Raw genomic sequence first — 25691 nt, 5'->3', positions numbered from 1 at the left:
GACGGTCGGCTGGCACCGAGTGACTGGGGCACTCAGTGCCAGGTTCGCGTCGTCGTGCTGTGGCGTACCTCTCGGCATGTTTCAGCCGATCGCGCACGTGGGTCCACGAATGACCCCAGTCAAGCATGGCACTAAGTGCCAGTCAAGGGTTGGTGGGTGAGGGTCCGGTCTCGGTGGCCTCGAGCTGCAGGCGCACCCGACGGGCCACCTCTGCGGGCGGCGTTCCCGGCGGATAGGTCACCACCGTCACGGCGTCGGTCGGGCGGGTATTCGTCGAGTCCGTCGACGTCACGGCGGTGGCGGTCGTGTCGCGCGTGCCGGCTCCGAATTTGCGCCGGATCTCGAGCAGCGCGCGCTGCAGTTCCTCGGAGGTTGCATTCTCGTCGCCGCGGATCATCGCTCGCAGCAGATAGTTGTGGCACGCCGTCACGCTCGCCGCGAACCCGACGACGTCCAGCGGCTTCGCGGACGGGACGGCGCCACGCAGGTGGTCGGTGAACAGGCGCTCGTAGCGGTAGCCGGTGACGAGTTCCCGGTCGCGGAGCGCGGGCACCCGCTGGACCACCTGGTAGCGGCGCACCGACAGCTCGCGGTTCTCACGGAACCGGTTGAAGACCAGGCGGGCGGCCTCGCACACCGCCATCCACGGATCCTCGGTGGTGCCCGAGAGGTAGTCGGCGGCCTGCTCGAGCAGTGATTCGTGATCGGCGAAGATCACGTCCTCCTTCGACCGGAACTGCCGGAAGAACGTGCGCCGCGAGACGCCCGCCGCAGCGGCGATCTGGTCGACCGTGGTGGCCTCGTAGCCGTGCTCGGCGAAGAGCCGGATGGCCTGGGTCGCGACATGGACTCGGAAGTCCGCAGGATCGCCGTTGCTGTCGGGTCCGGTGCCCTCGACGCGCTCACTCATGCGTGCCAGTATCCATGCCCGATCCGGCCCGGCCGATCGTCCACCTGCACTCCCGGCCGGTCCGTCCACCTTCTCTGACCTGCCGATCTGGACCGCAGCCACGCGGCGGGCGGATACTGCACATAGGCGCTGCCCGTCGTGGGACGGCTTCCGCCCAGGGAGTGTTTGTTCGACGACGACGACGGCGCGAGCCGCCGCGGCGAACCAACCTCTCTTGGGGGCGATACGTGGATTCTGCTGAACCTCACCCAGAACCCCGCACTGAGTCGAGCGCTACCTCACGATCGGGCCCGGCGTGCCCTGCCGGCCGGTCCGGCGATCGGTTCCCTGACCGGTTTCCACTGTCGGAGGCACAGCGTGCCCTGTGGTTCGCGCAGCAGCTCGTGCCCGACGTCCCGCTGTTCATCGCGCAGTACGTGGAGATCGACGGCCCGCTCGACATCGACGTGCTGCGCGCGGCGAACGTTCGCGCGGCCCGGGAGTTCCAGTCACCGTTCCTGTGCGTCGTCACCGTCGACGGCGAGCCCATGCAGTACGTCGACCCGGCGCGGGACACGTCGATCACGCTGATGGACCTGCGCGCCGAGGCCGACCCGGTCGCGTCCGCGCACGCGTGGATGCAGCGAGAGGTGGCGACACCGCTCGACCTGTCGGTCGACCGCCTCGTCCAGACTGTGATCCTGCGGGTGGGTGACCGACATTTCCTGTGGTACAGCAGAAGTCATCACATCGCGCTCGACGGTTACGGCGCTGCGACCATGCTCTACCGCATCGCTCACCTCTATACGGCGGCGGTGGAGGGGCGCGAGCCGGATCCGCCCGCCGCGGTCGACCTGCACACCCTTCACGAGATCGACGAACGCTACCGGGCGTCGGGCCGTCACGACACCGATCGCGCGTACTGGGCGCACCGGCTCGACGGCGTGCGCGGCGTGGCACTCATCGGTTCGGGCGCGCCCGCGGTGGCCGAAAGTCGGCTCGCGACTGCAGCATTGTCCGATGCGACGATGCGGCGACTCGAACGGACGGCGGCACCGCAGGGGGCCGACGCGTCCGCGGCGGCTCGGATCGTCGCCGCCTTCGCGTGTTTCCTGAGCCGGACGACGGGCCGCCGCGACGTGGTCGTGAACATCCCGGTCTCCGCCCGCACCACCGCCGTGCTGCGGCGGTCGGGCGGGATGACCGTCAACCTGTTGCCGCTTCCGGTCGAGATCCGCGACGACGACACGATCGGTGACCTCGCCGATCGAGTGCAGCTCGAAATGGTTGCAGCACTGCGTCATCAGCGTTGCAGCCGCGCCGACATCCAGCGCGACCGCGGTGGCGACGTCGCGGCGCCGATCGTCAACGTCATGTTCTTCCATCCCGAGATCGTGATGGGTCCGCTCGCGACCGAGTTCCACATCATCACGTCCGGGCCGGTAGACGACCTACTGGTCAACGTCTACCAATCCGGAACGCCGGTCCGAACTTTCGTCGACTTCCGGGCGAACCCGCACCGGTACCCGGAGGAGGTCGAGGCGTCCTACCATCGACGCTTCCTGGAGTTCCTCGAGCAGTTCGTCGCCACCGACCCGCGGTCGCCCGTCACGGACGTGCACGTCGCCGCGGTGCCGTCCCCGGTGGCGGAGGCGTCCGCTCCGTCGCCGATCCTCGACACGGAAACCGAACTGCCCGGCACGTCCCCGCAGGCCGCCGACGGCCGGACCACACAGGTGATCGCGGACGTGTTCACCGTGGTCCTGGGGACACCCCGACCGGTCCTTCCCGAGGACAGCTTCTTCGATCTCGGCGGCGACTCGCTGGTGGCCACGAAGGTGGTGGCCCGCCTGAACGCGGCGCTGCATGTGACGCTGACGGTGCGGGACCTGTTCGAGATGCCCACGGCGCGCGGCCTCGCGCAACACGTCGGCACGCTGGTCGGACCGGACGGATCGCCGACCGGTCCGGCGCCGGTGCCGGTACCTGCCCGCGGTGATCGACCGGATCGGCTGCCGCTTTCGCCGGCGCAGCAGCGGATGTGGTTCGTCAACCAGCTCGACACCGATTCGCCGGTCTACAACATCGCGTTCGCGGTGACGTTGACCGGGGAGCTCGACACCGAGGCCCTGCGTGCCGCGATCGCCGACGTCGTCGAGCGCCACGAGGCGTTGCGCACGTTGTTCCCGGCGGACGTCGGCGGCCCGCACCAGGTGATCGTGCCCGCCGAGTCCGCCGCGGCGGACGTGACCCCGATCGCGGCGGGACGCGACGACGTGTGGGACGCCATCCGGGCGGATGCCGTCGTGGGGTTCGATGTGCGCGAACAGCTTCCGCTGCGCATCCGGCTGTTCCGGATCGGAGCGGACGAGTACGTCCTGGCGGTGGTCGTCCACCACATCGCGGCGGACGGGCAGTCGGTGCTGCCGCTGGCGCGCGACGTGATGGTCGCGTACGGCGCACGTCGGTCCGGCGGGCCGACGACCTGGACCTCGCTGCCGGTCCAGTACGCCGACTACGCCCTGTGGCAACGGGAGATGCTCGGCGACGAGTGCGACCACGACTCGATCGCAGCCCGACAACTGCGGTTCTGGACGGCCCGGTTGGCGGACCTGCCCCCCGCGATCGCACTGCCGCACGACCGTCCGCGCCCACCGACGGTGTCGACGGCGGGCGGGGCGGTCACGTTCGAGATCGCCCCGGACACGCACCTGCGGCTGCTCGAGCTGGGCCGCGAACGCGACTGCACGCTGTTCATGGTGCTCCATGCCGCCTTCGCGGTGCTGCTCTCGCGCCTCGGCGCCGGTCGTGACATCGCGATCGGCACCCCCGTGGCCGGACGCGCCGCCGCCGAACTCGACGACCTGGTCGGCATGTTCGTCAACACTCTCGTCCTGCGCAGCGACGTCGATCCCGCGTCCACGTTCGTCGAGGTGCTGGCGCACGTCCGCGACACCGATCTGGGTGCGCTCGCCCACGCGGAGCTTCCGTTCGAGCGGCTCGTCGAGGAACTGGCGACCGACCGCTCGCCGGCGCACGCGCCGCTCGTCCAGGTGATGCTCGAACTGCAGAATCCCGAGACGACGGCGGTGGAGCTGCCGGGCGTCCTCGCCGACGTGCGGGAGGTGGACACCGGCGTCGCGAAGTTCGAACTGCAGCTGAGCGTGCGGGAGTATGTCGACGAGGGTGGGCATCCGCAGGGCCTTTCGGCCGCATTGCATTTCGCGTGCGACCTGTTCGATCGCGAGACGATCGCGGGCTTCGCCGAGCGCCTGCAGCGCATCCTCGTGACGGTCGCCGCGAACGGTGACGCGGTCGTCGGCGACCTCGAGATCGCCGACGAATCCCAACGCGCGCTGTCCGCGCTGCCACCGGACGTGCTCGGCGTCGCCGCGACGCTGCCGGACCTGCTGGCTCGGGCGGCCGCGGCGGATCCGGCTGCGGTCGCCGTCGTCGCGGGTCCGACACGGCTGACGTACCGGGAGCTGTCCGAACGCGCGAACCGGTTGTCCCGCTGGCTGATCGAGCGCGGGGTCGGACCGGAGACCCGGGTGGCCGTCGCGATGACGCGGTCGGTGGACTTACCCGTGGTTCTCGCCGCGGTCGTCGGCGCGGGGGCCGCCCACGTGCCCGTGGACGTCGACTACCCCGACGAGCGCATCGCGTTCCTGCTCGCCGACGCCCGCCCGGCGTGCGTCCTCGTCGACTTCGCCGGTGCCCGGCGGCTGTCGTCGGTGCCGGTCGACGTCCCGCTCGTGGATCTCGACGACGCCTCGGTTCGCACCGGGGTCGCCGAGATGTCGCCGGACCCGGTCACCGACTCCGACCGCACCGCGCCACTGCGGCCCGACGCGACCGTGTACGTGATCTACACGTCCGGCTCGACGGGCCGGCCCAAGGGCGTCGCGGTCCCGCACCGCAGCGTGGTCACGCTGTTCGAGCGTACGCAGCCGCTCTTCGGCTTCGACGCGACCGACGTATGGACGATGTTCCATTCGTACGCCTTCGATTTCGCGGTGTGGGAACTGTGGGGCGCGCTGCTGCACGGCGCGACCGTCGTGGTGGTCGACCGCGACACGGCCCGGTCCCCCCGCGACTTCCTCGCGCTGTTGCGGGACGAGGCGGTGACGATCCTGAACCAGACTCCCGGCGCCTTCCGTCAGCTGATCGACGCGGACCGGGGGTCGGGCGACGGGGAGCGGGCGCTGCGGCTGCGGCAGGTGATCCTCGGTGGTGAGGTGTTGGATCCGTCGCAGCTGTCGGCGTGGTTCGAGCGCCGCGGCGACGTCACTCCGCGGCTGTCGAACATGTACGGGATCACCGAGACGTGCGTGCACGTCACCCACGTCCCGGTCACCGCCGATTCGGCCACACACGGGATCCCGGGCTCGATCGGATACCCGCTGCCCGGGATGGCGGTTCGGGTGCTCGACGGGCGCCTGCACCCCCTGCCGCCCGGCATCGTCGGCGAACTGTACGTGGCCGGTGCCCAACTGTCGCGCGGCTACCTCGACCGCCCGGGACTGACCGCGGGCCGGTTCGTGCCGGATCCGTTCGCGGTCGGGACCCGGATGTATCGGACGGGCGACCTGGGCACCTGGACTACCGACGGCACGCTGCGATTCGCCGGACGAGCCGACGCCCAGGTGCAGGTGCGCGGGTACCGGGTGGAACTGGGCGAGGTGGAGTCGGTGCTGGCCGCGGCGCCGGGGGTCGGCTCCGCCGTCGCGATCGCAGACGACGGTCCGGCCGGCATCCGGATCCTCGGGTACGTGGTGGCGTCGGACGGGGCGCCGATCGATCCGGTCGCGGTGAAAGATGCTGCGGCGCGATCGCTCCCGGGCTACATGGTGCCGTCGGCGGTCACCGTCCTGGACCGGCTGCCGACCACGGCCCACGGCAAGCTCGACCGCGCGGCGCTACCCGCACCCGAGGACGCCGAGCGCACGCGCATCGCGCCCCGTGATCCCGTCGAGGAGGCCGTCGCGTCGGCGGTCGGCGCCCTGCTGGGACTCGAGTGGGTCGGTGTCGACGACGACTTCTTCGCACTCGGCGGCAATTCGCTGGTGGCCGCGCAGTTGGCGGCGCGCGTCGGCGACGCGACGGGCGCCGACCTCGGCATCCGGGACGTGTTCGACGCGCCCACCGTCGCGGGGCTGGCACGCCGGGCCCGCGAGACCGATGCGACGGCGGGCCCGCGGACCCGCCCACCGCTCGTCGCCCGGCCGCGGCCCGCGCGTATTCCACTCTCGCCGGCCCAGCAGCGGATCTGGTTCGTCAACCAGTTCGACACGGACTCGCCGGCGTACAACATCTCGCTCTCCCTGCAACTGTCCGGGGCGCTCGACCGCGATGCGCTCGTCGCGGCGATCGGTGACGTGGTAGCGCGGCACGAGTCGCTGCGGACGATCTATCCGCTCGACGACGCCGGTCCGCGCCAGGAGGTGTTACCCGTCGACCGGCTGGATCTCGCGGTCGACAGCGAGGACGTGGGCGACGAGGACGATCTCCGGCGGCGGATGCGTGCGGTGATGTCGCGGGGGTTCGACGTCACGGTGCGGACGCCGCTGCGCGCCGGTCTGTTCCGGATCGGCGACTCCGAGCATGTGCTCACCGTGGTCCTGCATCACATCCTGTCCGACGGGTTCTCGCTCGGGGTGCTCGCGCGGGATCTCGCGGCGGCCTACGCGGCCCGGATCTCCACGGGCACACCGTCGTGGACGCCGCTCGACGTGCAGTACGCGGACTACGCGTTGTGGCAATCGGACTGGTTGGGCGACGCCGACGACCCGGACTCGCCGCTCGCCCGCCAGCTGGACTACTGGACCACGACCTTGGCGGGCCTGCCGGCCGTGCTGGACCTGCCGTGCGATCGGCCCCGACCCGACGTGCGGTCCCAGCAGGGCGGCCGCGTCGAGCTCGAGCTCCCGGCCGATCTGCACGGGCGCATCGTCGAACTCGCCCGCGAACACGATTCGAGCGTGTTCATGGTGATGCACGCGGCGCTGGCCACGCTGCTGGCGCGGGTCGGCGGGACCGACGACATCGCCGTCGGCACGCCCATCGCGGGCCGTGGCGCGGCGGCACTGGACGACATGGTCGGCATGTTCGTCAACACCCTCGTCCTGCGCTGCGACGTCGGCGGGAGTTGTTCGTTCGCGGAACTGTTGCGCCGGGTCCGGGAGGCCGACCTGAGCGCGTTCATGCACGGCGACACCCCCTTCGAGCGGGTGGTCGAGGCGATCGACCCGCCGCGGTCCACCGCGCATTCCCCGCTGTTCCAGGTGATGCTCGAGTTCCGGACCATCGCGCGCCCGGACGTCGAACTGCCCGGGCTGCGGGTCCGCGCGCTCGATCACGGCGACGAGGTCGCCAACTTCGATCTCCAGCTGAGCGTGGCGGAGGAGTTCGACCCGGTCGGCGATCCCGCGGGCATGTCGGCCGGGTTCGTCTTCGCGACCGACGTGTTCGACGTCGAGACGGTCCGCGGCCTGGCCGACCGGCTGGTGCGGATCCTGCGGGCCGCGGCGACCTCGGCCGACGTGATCGTCGGGGACATCGACATCCTCGATCCGTCCGAACGCGCCGCGCTGGCACCGGTCCGCGGCTCGCCCGGCGCCGTGCCGCGGACGCTCGCCGCGCTGCTCGCGACGGCCGCCGCGCCCGACCCGGAGCGGCCGGCGATCCGCTACCGGGGCGTCGACCTCTCCTACGGCGATCTCGATCGCCGGTCGAACAGGCTGGCCCACAGGATGATCGGCGCGGGTATCGGACCCGGCTCGGTCGTGGCGCTCGGCATGCCGCGCGGACCCGACTACCAGATCGCACTGTGGGCGGTCGCGAAGACCGGCGCCGCGTTCCTGCCGGTGGATCCCGCGCACCCACCCGAGCGAATCGCGTTGATGCTCGCCGACTCCCAGGCCCGCCTCGGACTCACCGACCGGGACGTGCGGACCGAACTCGCCGGGTCCGTGCCGTGGTGGCTGCTCGACGGCGACGACCTCTCGGTGTGGTCGGACGGGCCCGTCGGGGATGCCGAGCGGGTCTCGCCGGTGCGTCTCGACGATGTCGCGTATCTGATCTACACGTCCGGATCCACCGGAGTTCCCAAGGGGGTGGCCGTCACCCACCGGGGGATCGTGGACTTCGCCGCCCACCTGCAGGCGCGTTGCGCGGCGACGTGTTCGTCCCGCGTCCTGCACCTCGCGTCGCCCAGTTTCGATGCGTCGATCCTCGAACTGGTCCTCGCGGTCGGCGCCGGCGCGACCATGGTGATCGCCCCGCCCACGGTGTACGGCGGCGGCGAACTGCGCACGCTGCTCGCGGCCGAGCGCGTCACGCACTGCCTGATGACCCCGACGGCGCTGGCGGCCACCGACCCGGGTGGGCTCACCGATCTCGGGTGCGTGCTGGCCGGCGGCGAGGTGTGTCCGACCGACGTGGTCGCGCGCTGGGCACCGGACCGCGTCATGTACAACGCGTACGGTCCCACCGAGACCACCGTCGTGGGCAGCATCAGCGATCGCCTGGTGCCGGACGGTCCCGTGACGATCGGCGGTCCGGCCCCCGGATTCCACGCGCTGGTCCTCGACCCGCGACTGCAGCCGGTGCCGGTGGGCGCGCCGGGCGAGCTGTACCTCGCGGGTCCGGCGCTGGCCCGCGGATACCACCGACGCCCCGCGCTCACCGCGTCCCGGTTCGTGGCCGATCCGAGCGGACGCGACGGTGAACGGCTCTACCGCACCGGGGATCTGGTGCGTTGGATCGGTTCGGGCTCGCTGATGTACCTGGGACGCGCGGATCGGCAGATCAAGCTACGCGGCTATCGGATCGATCCCGGGGAGGTCGAGGCCGCCCTGACCGAACAGCCGATCGTGGGGCACGCCGTCGTGGACGTCCGCCGGGTGGGGCGGATCGGGGAGCGCCTGATCGCCTACGTGGTGCCCGCGGCCGGCGCCGACATCGACACCGCGGACCTGCACGACGTGCTCGCCGCGCGGCTACCGTCGTACATGGTGCCGGCGCACATCACCGTGGTGCCCGAACTCCCGATGACCGTGCACGGCAAACTCGATCGCGGCGCGCTCCCGGACCCCGATTTCGGCGCCGAGGTGTCGACCGGGCGAGCACCCGCGACCGACACCGAGGCGACCCTGTCCCGCCTGTTCGCCGACGTGCTGGGGCTGGACGCGGTCGGCGTGGAGGATTCGTTCTTCGCCCTCGGGGGCGACAGCATCATGTCGATCCAGCTGGTTACCCGGGCGAAGTCCGCGGGGCTGTCGGTCACACCGCGCGACGTCTTCGACCACCGGTCGGTCGCCGCGCTCGCCGCAGTCGCTGCCGCGCGGGGCGGCGCCGAGGCCGACACGGTCGAGGAACTCGACGGCGCGGGGATCGGCGAGGTGCCGCTGACCCCCGTCCTCGCGTGGCTGCTGCGGCGTGCGGGCCACCGGATCGGCCGGTTCTCCCAGTCGGTGCTGCTGAACCTGCCGCCGAACGTGCGGGAGAGCGACCTCGTCGACGCGGTGCAGGCGGTACTGGATCGTCACGACATGCTGCGTGCTCGGCTGACCCGTGATTCGGGTGACGAAACAGGCTGGCGGATGGAGGTTCTCCCGATCGGGAGCATCCGCGCGGAGGACACGTTCACCCGGATCCCGGTGGCGTCGTCCGACGGGGACACCCTCGGGAGCCTCGCGGGCGCCGCACTCGCCGCCGCCGCCGACCGACTCGACCCGGGGGCGGGGCGGATGGTCGGGGTCGTGTGGTTCGACGGACCGGCGGGTGGCGGCCGGCTGCTGGTGGTGGTGCACCACACCGTCGTGGACGGGGTGTCCTGGCGGGTGATCGTGCCGGATCTGGCGTCCGCGTGGGCACAGGCCGCGAGCGGCCGCACCCCCGCACTGGAGTCGGTGGGCACGTCGATGCGCCGGTGGGCCCACGCACTGTTGTCCGTCGCGGAGCGCCGACGCCGGGAGACTCCGTTGTGGGAGGGCATCGTCGGCGCGGGCGATCCGCCACTGGGCCGGCGTGCCGCGGATCCCGGCCGCGACGTCCATGCGACGGTCGAGGTGCTGCCGGTCGACCTCCCCGCCGACCTCACCGCCCCGTTACTCACGGCGCTGCCGACCGCGATCCACGGCACCGCGGTCGACGTCCTGCTTGCCGCCCTCGCGATGGCGGTGGGCCGATGGAACACCGAACGCGGCCGCGCCGCAATCGATCCCCTCTTCGGCATCGAGGGTCACGGGCGGGAGGAGACGGTCGTACCGGGCGTCGACCTGAGTCGCACGGTGGGCTGGTTCACGTCGATCCACCCGGCGCGGCCCGCTCTGTCGTCGATCGACCTGGACGACGCGTTCGGCGGGGGGCCCGCCGCGGGCAGCGCGGTCAAACTCGTCAAGGAGCACCTGCGGTCCATCCCAGACCGCGGCATCGGTTACGGACTGCTCACCGAGCTCGACGGCGAGGCGGGCACTCGGCTCCGGTGCTCGCCGCAGATCGTCGTCAACTACCTCGGCCGTCTCGCCGCCGGGGACAGCACCGGATCGCGGATATGGATGCCGGTCGAGGGCGACGGACTCGGCGGTGCGCAGGATCCGAACATGCCGGTGGCGGCGCCGCTCGACATCTCCGCCGGGATCGGCTCGGGCCCCGGCGGTCCCGCGTTGCAGTCGTCGTGGTCGTTCGCGACGGGGGTGTTCGCCGAGACCGACGTCCGCCGGCTCGCACAGCTGTGGCGGGACGCGCTCGGGGCGCTCGCCGAGTACGCGCGATCGCCCGACGCCGGCGGGCTCACGCCGTCCGACCTCCCACTGGTCCACCTCGACCAGCGTTCCATCGACGCCCTCGAGGCGCAGCGTCCCGGGCTGGTCGACGTCTGGCCCCTCACGCCGTTGCAGGCCGGGCTGCTGTTCCACGCCCGCATGGCGGGGAACTCCCTGGACGCCTACATGGTGCAGCTGGTCGTGGATCTGCGCGGCGAGCCCGATCGGGAACGGCTCCTCGCGTCGGCCCGCGCACTGTTCGATCGGAACCCGAACCTGCGCGCGTGCTTCGTGGACGACGGTGCGGGTGAGACGCTCCAGGTGATCGCGGCGGACGTCGCGGTGCCGTGGATCGAGATTGACCTGTCCGGGCTGGACGAGCCCGCGCGCGAGCATCGCTGGCGGGCGCTGCTGAGCGAGGACCGGGCGACTCCGTTCCCGATGGACCGCGCCCCGCTGATGCGGTTCGCACTCGTGCGCCTCGCTCCCGGGCGGTACCGGCTGCTCGTGACGCACCACCACATCCTGCTGGACGGCTGGTCGACCCCGCTTCTGCTGCAGCAGTTGCTGACGCTGTACGCGGCCGAGGCCGATGCGTCGGTGTTGCCGCGCGGCGGCGAGTACCGCGACTACCTGGTGTGGCTGGCGGACCAGGACGGGTCCGTCGAGGCGTGGCGTGCCGCCCTCACCGGCGCCACCGAGCCGACCGTGCTGACGTCCCCCCCGGGCGATGCGGACGAGCAGCAGACGGACGACGTCGCGGTGACCGAGGTGGCACTGAGCGCATCCGAGACCGCGGCGCTCACGCACGCGGCGCGGGAACGCGGTGTCACCGTCAACACCGTCGTGCAGGTGGCCTGGGCGCTCGTGCTCGGCGTCCTCACGGGCCGGTCGGACGTCGTGTTCGGTGCCACCGTATCCGGCCGTGCCCCGTCGGTTTCCGGCATCGAGACCATGATCGGCCTGTTCATCAACACGGTGCCGGTGCGCGTCAGGCTCGATCCACGTGAAACCATCGGGGATCTGCTGGCCCGCGTGCAGGGCGAGCAGTCGGCGCTGCTGGACCATCACCACATCGGACTCGCCGACATCCAGCAGTCGGCCGGACCGGGCGCGGTGTTCGACACCCTCACGGTGTTCGAGTCGTATCCGGTGGACCGGTCGGCGCTCGAACACGGCACCGACATCGCGGGCCTGCGCGTCGTCGGGGTGGAGGGTCTCGATGCCACGCACTACCCGCTGACCGTGATGGTGGGTCTGACCGAGCGCCTCCAGGTGTCCCTGAAGCACCGCGTGGGCAGTGTCACCTCGGCCGAGGCCGAGTCCATCGGCGCGCGACTGCGATTCGCTCTCACGGCGATCGCCCACGACGTCGCGCGTCCGGTGGCGGACATCGACCTGCTGTCCGGTCGGGAGCGGGAGACGCGGGTGCCGGCGCGGGGCGGGCCCCCGCTGCCGCCGCGGTTGTTGCCGGATCTCCTGACCGCGGCCGTCCCGGGCACCGTCGGCGCGCCGGACGCCGTCGCGGTGGACGCGAGCGACGGCCGCCTGACGTATCGGGACCTGGACCAACTGTCGAACCGATGGGCGCGCACGTTGATCGGTGCCGGGGCGTCGCCGGGCGCGGTGGTGGCGTGCGCGCTCCCTCGATCGGTGGAATCGGTGCTGGCGGTGTGGGCGGTGGCGAAGACCGGCGCGGCGTTCGTGCCCGTCGACCCGACCTACCCGCGCTCGCGTATCGAGCACATGGTCACCGACTCCGGGGCGAGCGTCGGTGTCACGGTTCGCGCCCACCGCGCGGAACTGCCGGACTCGGTGCGGTGGCTGGTCCTCGACGACCCGCCGGAGGGCGTTGCCGCGCAAACGATCTCCGCCGAGGAACGCTCACGCCCGATGCTCGTGGACGACGTCGCCTATCTGATCTACACGTCGGGGTCCACGGGCCGACCCAAGGGGGTGAGCGTCACCCACCGCGGACTGGCGAGCCTGCTGGCCGAGCAGCAGACGCGCTACCCGATCACCGCCGACGCGCGGTGCCTGCACATCTGCTCGCCGAGCTTCGACGTCTCCGTGCTCGAGATGTTGCAGGCCTTCGCGGCGGGGGCGACGCTCGTGGTGGCGCCGCCCGACGTCTACGGCGGCGACCCGCTCCGCGACCTGCTGCGCCGCGAGCGGATCACTCACGCGTGCATCACGCCGGCGGCCCTGGCGACCGTCGAACCCGAGCGCCTCGACCACCTCGATGTGCTGGTCGTCGCGGGCGATGCGGTGGGCCCGGAGTTGGTCGCGGACTGGGCTCCGGGGCGGATCATGCTCGACGGTTACGGACCGACGGAATCGACGGTGCTGTCCACGATCAGCGCACCGCTGGTCCCCGGCGCCGACATTCCCATCGGCACACCCGTTCGCGGTACCGACGCCATCGTGCTCGACGGGTTCCTGCGCCGGGTCCCGGCCGGGGTTCCGGGCGAGCTGTATCTGTCCGGGGCGGGCACGGCGCGCGGATACCACCGCCGGGAGGGACTGACCGCGACACGGTTCGTCGCGTGTCCGTTCGGACCGCCCGGCACCCGCATGTACCGCACCGGTGACGTCGTGCGCCGACGCCGGGACGGTGCGCTGGACTATCTGGGCCGCAGCGACTTCCAGATCAAGGTGCGCGGGTTCCGCGTCGAACTGGGCGAGATCGACGCCGTCCTCGTCGCGCATCCCGCGGTGGCACACGCGGTGACGGCGGCGCACCGGCGCAGCGCCGGGGATCCGCTGCTGGTCTCGTACGTGGTGCCCGGTACGGGCGATGACATCGACGTGTCGGCGCTGACCGACTTCGCGGCCCAGCGGCTCCCGGGACATCTGCTGCCGAACGCTGTTGTGGTCCTCGACGAGATCCCGCTGACACCCGTCGGCAAGCTCGATCGCGACGCCCTCCCCGAACCCGACTTCACGTCGGCGGCGACGCGGTTCCGCGCCCCCAGCACACCGGCCGAGGAACACGTGGTGGCGGTCTTCTCGGAGGTCACCGACGTCGAGCGAGTCGGTGTGGACGACAACTTCTTCGCGCTCGGCGGCAACTCGCTCAGCGCGACCCGGGCGGTCGCGCGGATCAACCGGTCCCTCGGCTCGGGGCTCGACGTGCGGGACCTGTTCGAATGCGGCACCGCCGGCCGGCTCGCCGACCGCGCGGGCAGTGCCGCGGCCGACGACCGGCGGACGCTGCGCGCGGGCGTACGGCCCGAACGGATTCCGCTGTCGTGGGCACAGGAGCGGATGTGGTTCGTCAACCAGTTCGAGCCGGCGTCCGCCGCGTACAACGTGCCGATGGCGCTGCGGCTGTCGGGGACGATCGACGTGGCCGCGCTGCGGTCCGCGCTCGTCGACGTCGTGGAGCGGCAGGAGCTGCTGCGGACGGTGTTCCCGGTGTCGGCGTCGGGGCCGACCCAGGTGACGGTGCCGGCCGACGACGTGGTGGGGACCCTCACTCCCCGGCTCGTCGCCGCCGAGGACGTGACGGCCCGGGTCGCTGATCTGGTGGGTCCTGGTTTCGATGTGGCGGAGCAGGTTCCGGTCCGAGTGACGCTGCTTCGGGTGGCGGACGACGTGCACGTGCTGGTCCTGGTGGTGCACCACATCGTCGCGGACGGGTTCTCGATCGGACCGCTGGCCCGCGACGTCGCGACCGCGTACGCGGCCCGGGTGACGGGCGAGGCACCGGCGTGGGATCGGTTGCCGATCCAGTACGCCGACTATGCCCTGTGGCAGCGAGAGGTCCTCGGGGCGCCCGACGAGCCTCGGTCGCGGCTCGCCCGGCAGGAGTCGTGGTGGCTCGAGCGGCTCAGCGGTGCGCCTCCCGTGTCGGCGTTGCCGCTCGACCGGCCCCGGGGTGTGCGCCGGTCGACGCACGGCGGGCGAGTCTCGTTCACGGTGGGGCCCGACATCCACCGCTTCCTGGTCGACATTGCACGGCAGCATGATTCGACCCTTTTCATGGTGGTGCACGCGGCGCTGGTGGCATTGCTGTCCCGGATCGGATCCGATCACGACGTGGTGGTCGGCACTCCCGTCGCGGGACGCGGCGAGGCCGAACTGGACGATGTGGTCGGCATGTTCGTCAACACCCTGCCGCTGCGCACCGAGGTCGATCCCGGGGCGTCGTTCGCGGATCTGCTCGACGTGGTCCGCGATGGCGATGTCGATGCGTTCGCGCACGCCGACGTGCCGTTCGAGCGTCTCGTCGAACGCATCGGCGCGGGACGCAGCACGTCGTACGCGCCGCTGTTCCAGGTGATGCTCGAGTTCCGCAACGTCGATCGACCACGAGTGCAGTTGCCGGGTCTCAGCGTCGAGGCGCTCGACGTGGACCCCGGCGAGGTGAAGTTCGATCTGCAGTTCGGGATCGGCGAGACCTCCGACGGCGGCGACGGGGCGGCCGGGCTGTCCGGTGAAATCCTGTACGCCTCGGACATCTTCGACCACTCGACGGTGGCGGGACTGGCCGATCTGACGGCCCGCCTGCTCGCAGCGGTCGCGGCCGACCCGGCGGGACCGGTCGGCGACCTCGACCTGACCGGTGCGCCCTCGCGAACCGCATCCGAGGACGCGGCGCCGATCGCGGCCGCAACGACACTCGCGGACCTGTTCGCGGCGTCCGCGGCCGCCACGCCGAACGCCGACGCGGTGGTCGCCGCCGCCCAGCGGATCAGCTACCGGGAACTCGACGAGCGTTCGAACCGACTGGCGCGGTGGCTGATCGATCGCGGAGTGGGGCCCGAATCGGTGGTGGCGGTCGTCATGGGCCGGACCGCGGACCTCGTCACGACCCTGGTGGGGATCGTGCGCGCCGGCGCAGCCTACCTCCCCGTGGACCCCGGATACCCCGCCGACCGGATCCGGTTCGTGATCGAGGACGCCGGGGCCGCGTGCGCGGTGGTGGACGAGGCGTTCCGCCGCGAGCGGGTGGACGTCGAGCTGCCCGACGACCTCCCGATCGTGTGCCTCGACGCGCCCGGCATCCGCGACGAGATCGACCGGCACCCGGCCGTGCCCGTCACCGACGACGACCGAACTCGCCCGCTGCACCCGGATTCGCCCGCGTATCTGATCTACACCTCGGGCTCGACGGGGCGACCCAAGGGCGTGACGGTGAGCCACCGCAACGTCGCGACGCTGCTGACCGGTGCCCGGGACGTCCTCGGGCTCGGGCCGGGTGACGTGTGGACGATGTTCCACTCGTTCGCGTTCGACTTCGCGGTGTGGGAACTGTGGGGCGCGATCGGATTCGGTGGCCGGGTGGTGGTCGTGGACTACCACACCGCGCGCGACCCGCACGCGCTGCTGCGACTGCTGCGGGACGAGTCCGTGACGGTGCTCAGCCAGACCCCGTCGGCCTTCTACCCGCTCGCGGACGCCGATGCGGATTCCGCGGGCGATCTCGCGCTGCGCCACGTGGTGTTCGGCGGCGAGGCGCTGGACGCGGCGCGGCTGTCCGACTGGATCGAGCGCCACGGCGACCGGACCCCCGCCCTGGTCAACATGTTCGGCATCACCGAGACGTGCGTGCACGTGACCTGGCAGCGGATCGACGCCGCGGCGGTGCGCGCCGACCGGGCGCAGCGTCCGCTGGGGTCGACGGTCGGTGTCGGGCTTCCCGGCGTCCGCGTCCGGGTGCTCGACGATCGTCTGCATCCCGTGCCGCCCGGCGTCGCCGGCGAACTGTACGTCTCCGGTCCGCAGGTGGCGCGGGGCTACCGCGGTCGTGCCGGTCTCACCGCGTCCCGCTTCGTCGCCGACCCGTTCGCGGCCGGACAGCGGATGTACCGCTCGGGCGACCGGGTCCGCCGAACCGCATCCGGGGCGCTCGAGTACCTGGGGCGCAGGGACTTCCAGGTGCAGCTGCGCGGGTTCCGGGTGGAGCCGGGTGAGGTGGAGTCGGCGTTGCTGGCGGTGCCGGGCGTGGCGACGGCCGTCGTGCTCGGCCGTGCCGAGGATGCCGGCGGTCTGAGGCTGTTCGGGTACGTGGTGCCCGAAGCCGGCCACGTGGTGGACCAGGAAGAGGTGCTCACGGCGGTCGGACAGCGGCTTCCGTCCTACATGGTGCCGGCCGCGATCACGGTGCTCGACGCGTTCCCGATGACGTTGAACGGCAAGGTCGATCGCGCCGCACTACCGGTTCCGGCACCGAGCGCGGGTGCGGGACGCGCACCCGCCACCGACGTCGAGCGGATTCTCGCAGGGTTGTTCGCGGAGATCCTCGGTATCGGATCGGTGGGCGCCGACGACTCCTTCTTCGGGCTCGGCGGCGACTCGATCATGTCGATCCAGCTGGTGGCCCGCGCCAAGTCCGCGGGAGTGACGCTGACGCCGCGGGACGTCTTCGAACGGCGCACCGTGACCGGTCTCGCCGAGGTGGCGGAGTTCGCCGAACGGGAGGGGCCGCCGCCGCTGCCGGAGCTTCCCGGTGCCGGGGTCGGCGACGTCGTCACCACTCCGATCGTGCACTGGCTCGCTGACCGGAGCGGGGACTTCGGCCGGTACTCGCAGTCGGTGCTGCTCGACATTCCGCCCGACATCGGAGCCGACGTCCTGGCCCGGGGCATGGGCGCGGTCCTCGACCGCCACGACATGCTGCGGTCCCGGCTGCGTCCCGACGAGCGATCCGGTACCGGCCGGCGGATCGAGGTGCGACCTCCCGGAGCGGTCGACGCCGGCGCGATCGTCCGGGTCGTTCCCGTCGATACGGTGTCCGGTGCCGGTTTCACCGAGGCCGCCCGCACCGCCCTGGACTCGGCGGCGGATCGACTGGACCCGCTGTCCGGCAGCATGATCCAGCTCGTGCGGTTCGCCGCGGCCGACGGCGCGCGGCTGCTGATCGTGGCTCACCACCTGGTGATCGACGGCGTGTCGTGGCGGGTCCTGGTCCCGGATCTGGCGGCGGCCTGCTCCGCGGTGGCGGCGGGCACCGATCCGGCTCTGCCACCGGTCGGGACGTCGATGCGGACGTGGGCGGACGGACTCGCGGCGGCCGCACCGTCTCGGGTGTCCGAGCTGGACCTGTGGAGATCGGCGACCGCCGCCGACGGGCGGTGCCCGGTCGGTCGCGACCTGGATCCGCACGTGGACGTCGCGTCCACGCTCGACCGCGTCGAGGTGGAACTGCCGGCCGACGTCACGCGCGCCCTCACGACCGCGGTGCCCGATCTCTTCCACGGATCGGTCGACGACGGGCTGCTCACCGCACTGGCCCTCGCGCTGGTCCAGTGGCGGCGCGAGCGCGGGGGTGACGGCGACACGGTCACCGTCGCTCTCGAAGGCCATGGCCGGGAGCAGCAGGTGGTGCCCGGTGCCGACCTGTCCCGGACCGTCGGCTGGTTCACGTCGCTGTACCCCGTGCGATTCGACCTCGCCGGGATCGACATCGACCGGGCGGCCGGCGGCGGCGATGCCATCGGCGCCGCGGTGAAGGCGGTCAAGGAGCAGCTGCGGGCAATTCCCGATCACGGCATCGGGTTCGGCATGCTCCGCTACCTGGACGACGCGACGGCGGCCGTACTCGCGCCGCGTCGTCTGCCGGACATCAGCTTCAACTACCTCGGCCGGTTCGACACCGGTACCCCCGATCGCGGCATCGGAACCTGGCTTCCCGTCGAGGATTCCGGCCTGCGTGGCGTCGTCGCTCCGGACCTGCCGGTGGTGTTCGCGATCGACGTCAACGCCGTCACGCTGTCCGGACCGGACGGACCTCGCCTGGCCGCGACGTGGGACTTCCCGCGGGGCGTCCTGACATCGGGCGAGGTGGAGCGGTTGGCGCAGCTGTGGAGCCGCGCGGCTCACGCGCTCGCCGCACACGCGCGCACACCCGGGGCGGGCGGATCGACCCCGTCCGACCTGGATCTGGTGGAACTGGGGCAACCGGCGATCGACCGTCTCGAACAGCGGTACCCGGGCCTGGCCGACGTGTGGCCGCTCTCGCCGATGCAGCGCGGCATGCTGTTTCACGCCGAACTGGCCGAGGAGTCCACGGACGCGTACCTGGTGCAGCTGATCCTGACCCTCGAGGGTGCGGTGGACGGACCCCGTCTGCGCCGCGCGAGCCGGACGCTGCTGGGCCGCCATCCGAACCTGCGGACGGCCTTCACGCGACTACCGAGCGGCGACGCGGTGCAGGTGGTGGGCAGCGGAGGAGAGGCGCGGTGGACTGAGATCGACCTCTCCGTCCTCGGGGAGCGGGCCGCGGCCACACGTCTGACGGAGCTGCTGGACGAGGACCGCGCGACCCCGTTCGACGTCACGGTCGCTCCACTCGTGCGAATCATGTTGGTGCACATGCCCGGTGGCGCGCACCGGTTGGTGTTCACCAATCACCACATCCTGTTCGACGGATGGTCCACCCCGCTCCTGCTCGAGGAGCTCGTCACGCTGTACCTGACGGGCGGCGACGACGACGCGTTGCCGCGCCCGCGCCCGCACCGCGGCTACCTCCAATGGCTGGCCCGGCAGGACCGGGATGCCGCGGTCGACGCGTGGGTGCGCGCCGTCGCCGACGTCGACGACCCCACGCTGCTGCTGCCGGGCCGCGCCGCGGCCACCGAGGCGTACACCGAGTCGCGTGACCTCGCGTACCGACTCGACGCCGCGACGTCGGACCGGCTCCGGGAACTCACCAGGGCCCGTGGCGTCACGCTGAACACCGTCGTCCAGGCGTCGTGGGGGATCGTGCTGGGGCTGCTCACCGGACGTGACGACGTGGTCTTCGGGGCCACGGTGTCGGGCCGCCCGCCGCACGTCGCGGGCATCGAAACCATGATCGGGCTGTTCATCAACACGATTCCGGTCCGGGTCCGGCTGGATCCGTACGCGCGCCTCGGCGAGCTGCTGGACCGGGTCCAGGCCGCGCAGTCGGCGATGCTCGACCACCACCACGTCGGGCTGCCCGAGATCCAGCGCGCCGCCGGCCCGGGCTCGATCTTCGACACGCTCACGGTGTTCGAGTCGTACCCGGCCCGTGGTGCGGTGGCGGCGGACACCGACCTCGACGGGATGCGGCTGACCGATGTGGAGGCTCGCGATTCCGCACACTTCCCGCTGAGTGTCGTCGCGTCGGCGCCCGACCGGCTGCACGTGACGATGAAGTTCCGCCCGGACCTGGTCGACGGCGCGACGGTGGCCGGCATCGCCGCGCGGCTGTTGCGGGTGCTGCAGGCATTCGCGGAACTCGCCGACGATCCGCAGCGACGGCTCGCGGACCTCGACCTCCTGACCGGTGTCGAGCGTCGCGCCCTGGTCCCGGTGCGCGGCGGGCCGCGGTCCGAACTCCGCACGCTCCCCGAGATCCTCGACGCCGCCGCGGCCCGCGACCCGGAGGTGACCGCTCTCGTCAACGGCGGTCGCGAGGTCACCTACGGCGAGCTCGATTCGTGGTCCAACCGACTGGCGCGGACGCTGATCGCCCGCGGTGTCGGGCCGGAATCGCGGGTGGTGCTGGGGATACCGCGATCGATCGAGTCGGTGGTCGCGATGTGGGCGGTGGCGCGTGCGGGCGGCGCGTTCGTACCCGTCGATCCGGACTACCCGGCCGAGCGGGTCTCGGCCATGCTCGCCGACTCGGGCGCCGACATCGCCCTGACGACCACCAAGCACCGGGCGCGACTGCCCGACGGCCCGCGATGGCTGGTCCTCGACGACGAGGCGTTCGCGGCCGAGTGCGCCGACGCGTCCCCCGGTCCGGTCACCGACACCGACCGGACCGCGCCGCTGCGGCTCGACAGCCCCGCCTACCTGATCTACACGTCCGGATCCACGGGACGACCGAAGGCCGTCACCGTCACACACCGGGGCCTCGGCAACTATGCGGACGCGCAGCGGGACGTCAGCGGTGTGACCGCGGAGGCACGGACCCTGCACTTCTCGTCGCCCAGCTTCGACGTCTCGGTCCTCGAGTATCTGCTGTGCTTCGCGGTCGGCGCGACGATGGTGATCGTCCCGCGCACGGTCTACGGCGGCTCCGAACTGACCGCGGTGCTGCGGAAGCAGCGGGTGACGCACGCGTTCATCACCCCGGCCGCGCTCGCGTCGGTGGATCCGTCCGGGCTCGACGACCTCGAGTGCGTGCTGGTCGGCGGCGAGGCCTGGCCCCCGGAACTGGTGGACGACTGGCTGCCGCAGTGCCGCGTCCTGAACGTCTACGGCCCCACCGAGACCACGATCGTCGTCAACGGTGAGGAGTTCGTCGCGCACCAGGAGGCAGCGCATTCCCTGGGCCGGCCCATCGCCGGGGTGACCGAGACGGTGCTCGATTCCCGCCTGCAGCCGGTCCCCGTCGGTGTCTCGGGCGACGTCTACATCGCCGGGCCCGGACTGGCCCGCGGTTACCATCGGCGCCCGGGACTGACGGCGGCCCGCTTCCTGCCCGACCTGTTCGGTGCGCCGGGCGAGCGGATGTACCGCACCGGGGACATCGGTGCGTGGACGGCCGACGGCAAGCTGGAGTATCGCGGGCGCAGCGACTTCCAGGTCAAGGTCCGCGGCTTCCGGATCGAGCTGGGCGAGATCGACGCCGTCCTGACGGGGCATCCCGATGTGCGGTTCGCGGCCACCCTCGGCCGCCGCGGGCCGGGCGGCGACACGGTGCTGGTGAGCTACGTCGTCGCGCACGACGGCCGCCGGATCGACATCGACGATCTGCGGGCGCGGCTGGCCGAGCGGGTACCGGAGTACATGGTGCCGACGGCGTTCGTCGTGCTCGACGACATCCCGCTCACCCCGGTCGGCAAGCTCGACCGCCGCGCGCTGCCCGAACCCGAGTTCGGTTTCACCACCACGGTGTTCCGCGCCCCGACCGATCCCGTCGAGGAGGCGATCACGGCGGTGTTCGCGGAGGTCCTCGGAGTCGACCGGGTGGGCACCGGCGACAGCTTCTTCGACATCGGGGGCAACTCGTTGTCCGCGACGCGGGCCGTGGCGCGACTCGACGAATCCCTCGGCATCGACCTCGGTGTGCGGGCGCTGTTCGAGGCACCCACGGCGGCCGCGCTCGCCGAGCGGATCGAACACGCCGACACCGGCCCCTCCGGTCGCCCGGTGCTCGAGGTGGCGCCGCGCCCGGCGGAGATCCCGCTGTCGGCGGCGCAGCAGCGCATGTGGTTCATCAACCAGTTCGACCCGTCGTCGCCCGCGTACAACGTGCCGCTGGCGGTGCGCCTGACCGGTGCCCTCGACGCGCCCGCGCTGAGAGCGGCGATCGACGACGTCCTGTCGCGGCACGAGTCGTTGCGCACGCGGTTCCCGGTCGGCGCCGCCGGGCCGATCCAGGACGTCCGTCCGGTCGCCGAGGTCGCGGTCGTTCTCGACCCGGTCGTGGTCGCGGGCGAGGCCGAACTGCGGGACCGCACCCGTGCCATGGTGTCCACGGGATTCGATGTGACCGAGCGGGTTCCGGTGGAGGGGGCGCTGCTCGAGGTGGGGTCCGACGTGCACGTGCTGGTTCTCGTGGCGCACCACATCGTGATCGACGGCTACTCGCTGGGGCCGTTGGCGCGTGATCTGATGCGTGCCTACGTCGCACGCACCGTCGGGCACGGTCCGGACTGGGATCCTCTGCCGGTGCAGTACGCCGACTACACGCTGTGGCAGCGGGCCCTTCTGGGCGCCGAGGACGATCCCGGATCGGTCCAGTCCCGGCAGCTCGGTTACTGGACCGAGACGCTGTCCGGGGCGCCCGACCTGCTGGGGCTGCCGACGGACCGACCGCGGCCGATTCAGCAGTCCTTCCGTGGCGACCGTGTCGAGTTCGCGCTCGACCCTGGGCTGCACCGACGACTCCTGACCTTCGCACGTGACCACGGAACAAGCCTGTTCATGACGATCCACGCGGCCCTCGCGGTGCTGCTCGCCCGGTTGGGTGACACCGATGACATCGTGGTGGGCACCCCCATCGCCGGGCGCGGCGAGCGCGCACTGGACGAGCTGGTGGGAATGTTCGTCGGAACACTCGCGCTGCGCACCAGGATCGCTGCACGGCAATCGTTCTCGGAGCTTCTGGCGACGGTCCGGGACATCGATCTCGGAGCCTTCGCACACGCCGACGTGCCGTTCGAGCGGGTGGTCGAGAAGCTCGATCCGGCCCGATCCACCGCGTACTCACCGCTGTTCCAGGTCGCGCTCGAGTTCCAGAATCTCGAGAGCGCCCGACTCGAGCTGTCCGGGCTGACGCTCGAGGGATTGTCGATCGGCGCCGGGATGGTCAAGGAGGACCTCGAGTTCGTGCTCGGTGAACTGCTCGACGGCGACGGTGCGCCCGCGGGGATCTCCGGGGGCATCGCGTTCGCGACCGATCTCTTCGACCGCGACACCGTGCAAGGCTTCGCCGAGCGTTTCGTGCGGATCCTCGAGACCGCGCTGGCAGATCCGGGCCGGCCCGTCGGTGACCTCGAGATCCTGCACCCGCACGAGCTGGCGGGGCTGGCCCCCGCGCGAGGCGGGCCGGATGCGCCGACGATCCTGCTCGCCGATCTGCTCGAGTCCGCGGCGCGAAACGCCGACGCCGTCGCGGTCGTGTGCGACGGCCGTGAAGTGACGTACCGGCAACTCGACGACGAGTCGAATCGGCTGGCCCGGCTCCTGATCGCCATGGGAGCGGGCCCGGAAACATATGTCGCGCTGGGGCTGTCACGTTCGGTGTCGTCGGTGCTCGCGGTGTGGGCAGTGGCGAGGACGGGTGCGGCGTTCGTGCCGGTGGACCCGGGCTACCCGACGGAGCGCATCGAGCGGATGCTCACCGATTCCGGTGCCGGAGTGGGTGTGACGGTGCGGTCGTGCCGGGAGCGACTGCCGGATTCGGTCGACTGGTTGGTCCTCGACGATCCCGAGGTCGCGGCCGCCGTCGCGGCCGAGTCGGCCACACCGATCTCCGACACCGAGCGGATCCACCCGCTTCGTGCCGATCACCCCGCGTACCTGATCTACACCTCGGGCTCGACCGGCACGCCGAAGGGTGTCGTGCTCACGCACCGGGGGCTGGCCAACCTGGCGGCCGAGGAGCGGGAACGCCTGGGCGTGACGCCGCAGGCGCGGACCCTGCACTTCGCGTCACCGAGCTTCGACGCGTCGGTGTTCGAGACGGTGATGGCCCTGAGCGCGGGCGCCGCGATGGTCGTCGTCCCCTCCGACGTGTACGGCGGCACCGAGTTCGCCTCGCTGCTCGAAACCGATCTTGTGACACACGGATTCGTCACACCGACCGCGCTGGCCTCGGTGGACCCCGTCGGGCTCGAGAGTCTGCGGACGCTCGTGGTGGCGGGGGAACCGTGCCCGCCGGAGTTGGTGATGCGCTGGGCTCCGGGACGCACGATGCTCAATGCGTACGGCCCCACCGAGACCACGATCATGGCGAACATCAGCGCACGGATGCGGCCGGGCGAGCCGGTCACGTTCGGCGGTCCGATCCGCGGTGTCACCGAGCTGGTCCTCGACCCGCGTCTGCACCCGGTCCCGCGCGGGGTCGTCGGCGAGTTGTACATCGCCGGCTCCGCGCTGGCCCGCGGTTACCACCGGCGGCCCGGGCTCACGGCCGGCCGCTTCGTCGCCGACCCGTTCGGTCGGAGCGGCGGGCGAATCTACCGCACCGGCGATCTCGTCCGATGGCGCGGGGACGGCACCCTCGAGTACATCGGGCGCAGCGACTTCCAGGTCAAGGTCCGCGGCTTCCGGATCGAGCCGGGCGAGGTCGACGCGGTGCTCACTGCGCAGCCGAACGTCGGATTCGCCGTCACGCTCGCGCGTCCCGGACCGGCCGGCAACACACTGCTGTGCTCGTACGTGCGCCCGGTCGAGAACGCCCACGTCGACGCCGACGATCTGCGCCGCGACGTGGGGCGTCACCTGCCCGCGCACATGGTTCCCGCGTCGGTGACCGTCCTCGACCGGATCCCACTGACACCGACGGGCAAACTCGACCGCACCGCGCTGCCGCCGCCCCAGTTCATGTCGCCGGCGACGGTGTTCCGCGAGCCGAGCGGCCCGATCGAGACGGCGGTGGTGGACACGTTCGCCGACGTCCTCGGCGTCGAGCGGATCGGGTTGGACGACAGCTTCTTCGATCTCGGCGGGACCTCGCTGCTCGCGACGAAGGTCGTCACCGAGCTGCGGACCCGCCTGGGACCCACCGTCGCGTTGCAGGCACTGTTCCTCGATCCGACGCCGGCGGGTCTCGCCGGACGGATCGCCGACACCACCTCCGGCGGGGTGGATGACGCCCTTCGCCCCCTGATCCCGCTGCGGGGCACGGGGTCCGGGCGCCCGCTGTTCTGTGTGCATCCCGGAATCGGGCTGTCGTGGGGGTATACGGGACTGGTGCAGTACCTGCCGTCGGAGCGGCCGGTCTTCGGACTGCAGTTGCCGGTGATCGCCGGCGGGCCGCAGTACGACTCGCTCGAGGAGCTGGCCGCGCGGTACGTCGACGAGATGACCGCCGTCGCGCCGGACGGGCCGTACGACCTGCTCGGCTGGTCGCTGGGCGGCGTGATCGCCCACGCGATGGCCGTCGAACTGCAGCGGCGGGGGAGGTCCGTCGCGGCGCTGGCGGTCATGGACGCCTATCCCGACGACGGTTCGGATCCCCTTCTCGGCCGGCTCGATCTGGCTGACCTGCTGCGCGGTCTGGGCTTCGAACTCCCGGCTTCGGAGCATGCGATCGACTATGCGGGCGCCGCGCGAATGCTCAACTCCCACTTCGGGACCGCCGATGCTGTCACTGCCGATCACCTCGAACGGATCAACGACGGATACGCCAACTCGCGGCTGCTGGTGCACCGATTCGTGCCCGGTGTGTTCGACGGAGACCTGTTGGTGTTCCCGGCGGCCCGCGGGCAGGACGGCGGCGGCGACCGGTCCGCGGGGGAGTGGAGGCCACTCGTCACCGGCGACATCGAGGAGTGCCCCGTCGACTGCGGGCACAACGACATGATCGAACCGGACTCGGTCGCGGTGATCGGTCCCGCGCTGGCGCGATATCTCGAGCGGCGGGGCTGACCGACTCGACCGGG

General features: G+C 71.7%; 2 protein-coding genes. One reads left to right on the top strand and one right to left on the bottom strand.

Annotated features, from left to right (window positions below; all coding sequences use genetic code 11):
* Window positions 1-142 precede the first annotated feature (142 nt).
* Window positions 143-910, bottom strand: coding sequence for a TetR family transcriptional regulator (locus J2X34_RS09635; RefSeq protein ID WP_114722096.1), 768 nt, complete (start codon window positions 908-910; stop codon window positions 143-145).
* Window positions 911-1137: 227 nt separating this feature from the next.
* Here J2X34_RS09635 and J2X34_RS09630 point away from each other — a divergent pair, with 227 nt between their 5' ends.
* A complete protein-coding gene (locus J2X34_RS09630) occupies window positions 1138-25677 on the top strand; it encodes a non-ribosomal peptide synthase/polyketide synthase (protein WP_429516835.1) in 24540 nt (8179 codons plus the stop codon).
* Window positions 25678-25691: the final 14 nt, after the last annotated feature.

The organism is Rhodococcus sp. BE178 (genome assembly GCF_050433545.1).
Taxonomy (GTDB): Bacteria; Actinomycetota; Actinomycetes; order Mycobacteriales; family Mycobacteriaceae; genus Prescottella.
The sequence above is the reverse complement of the archived record's forward strand: the minus strand, read 5'-3'. Positions and strand labels throughout refer to the sequence as shown.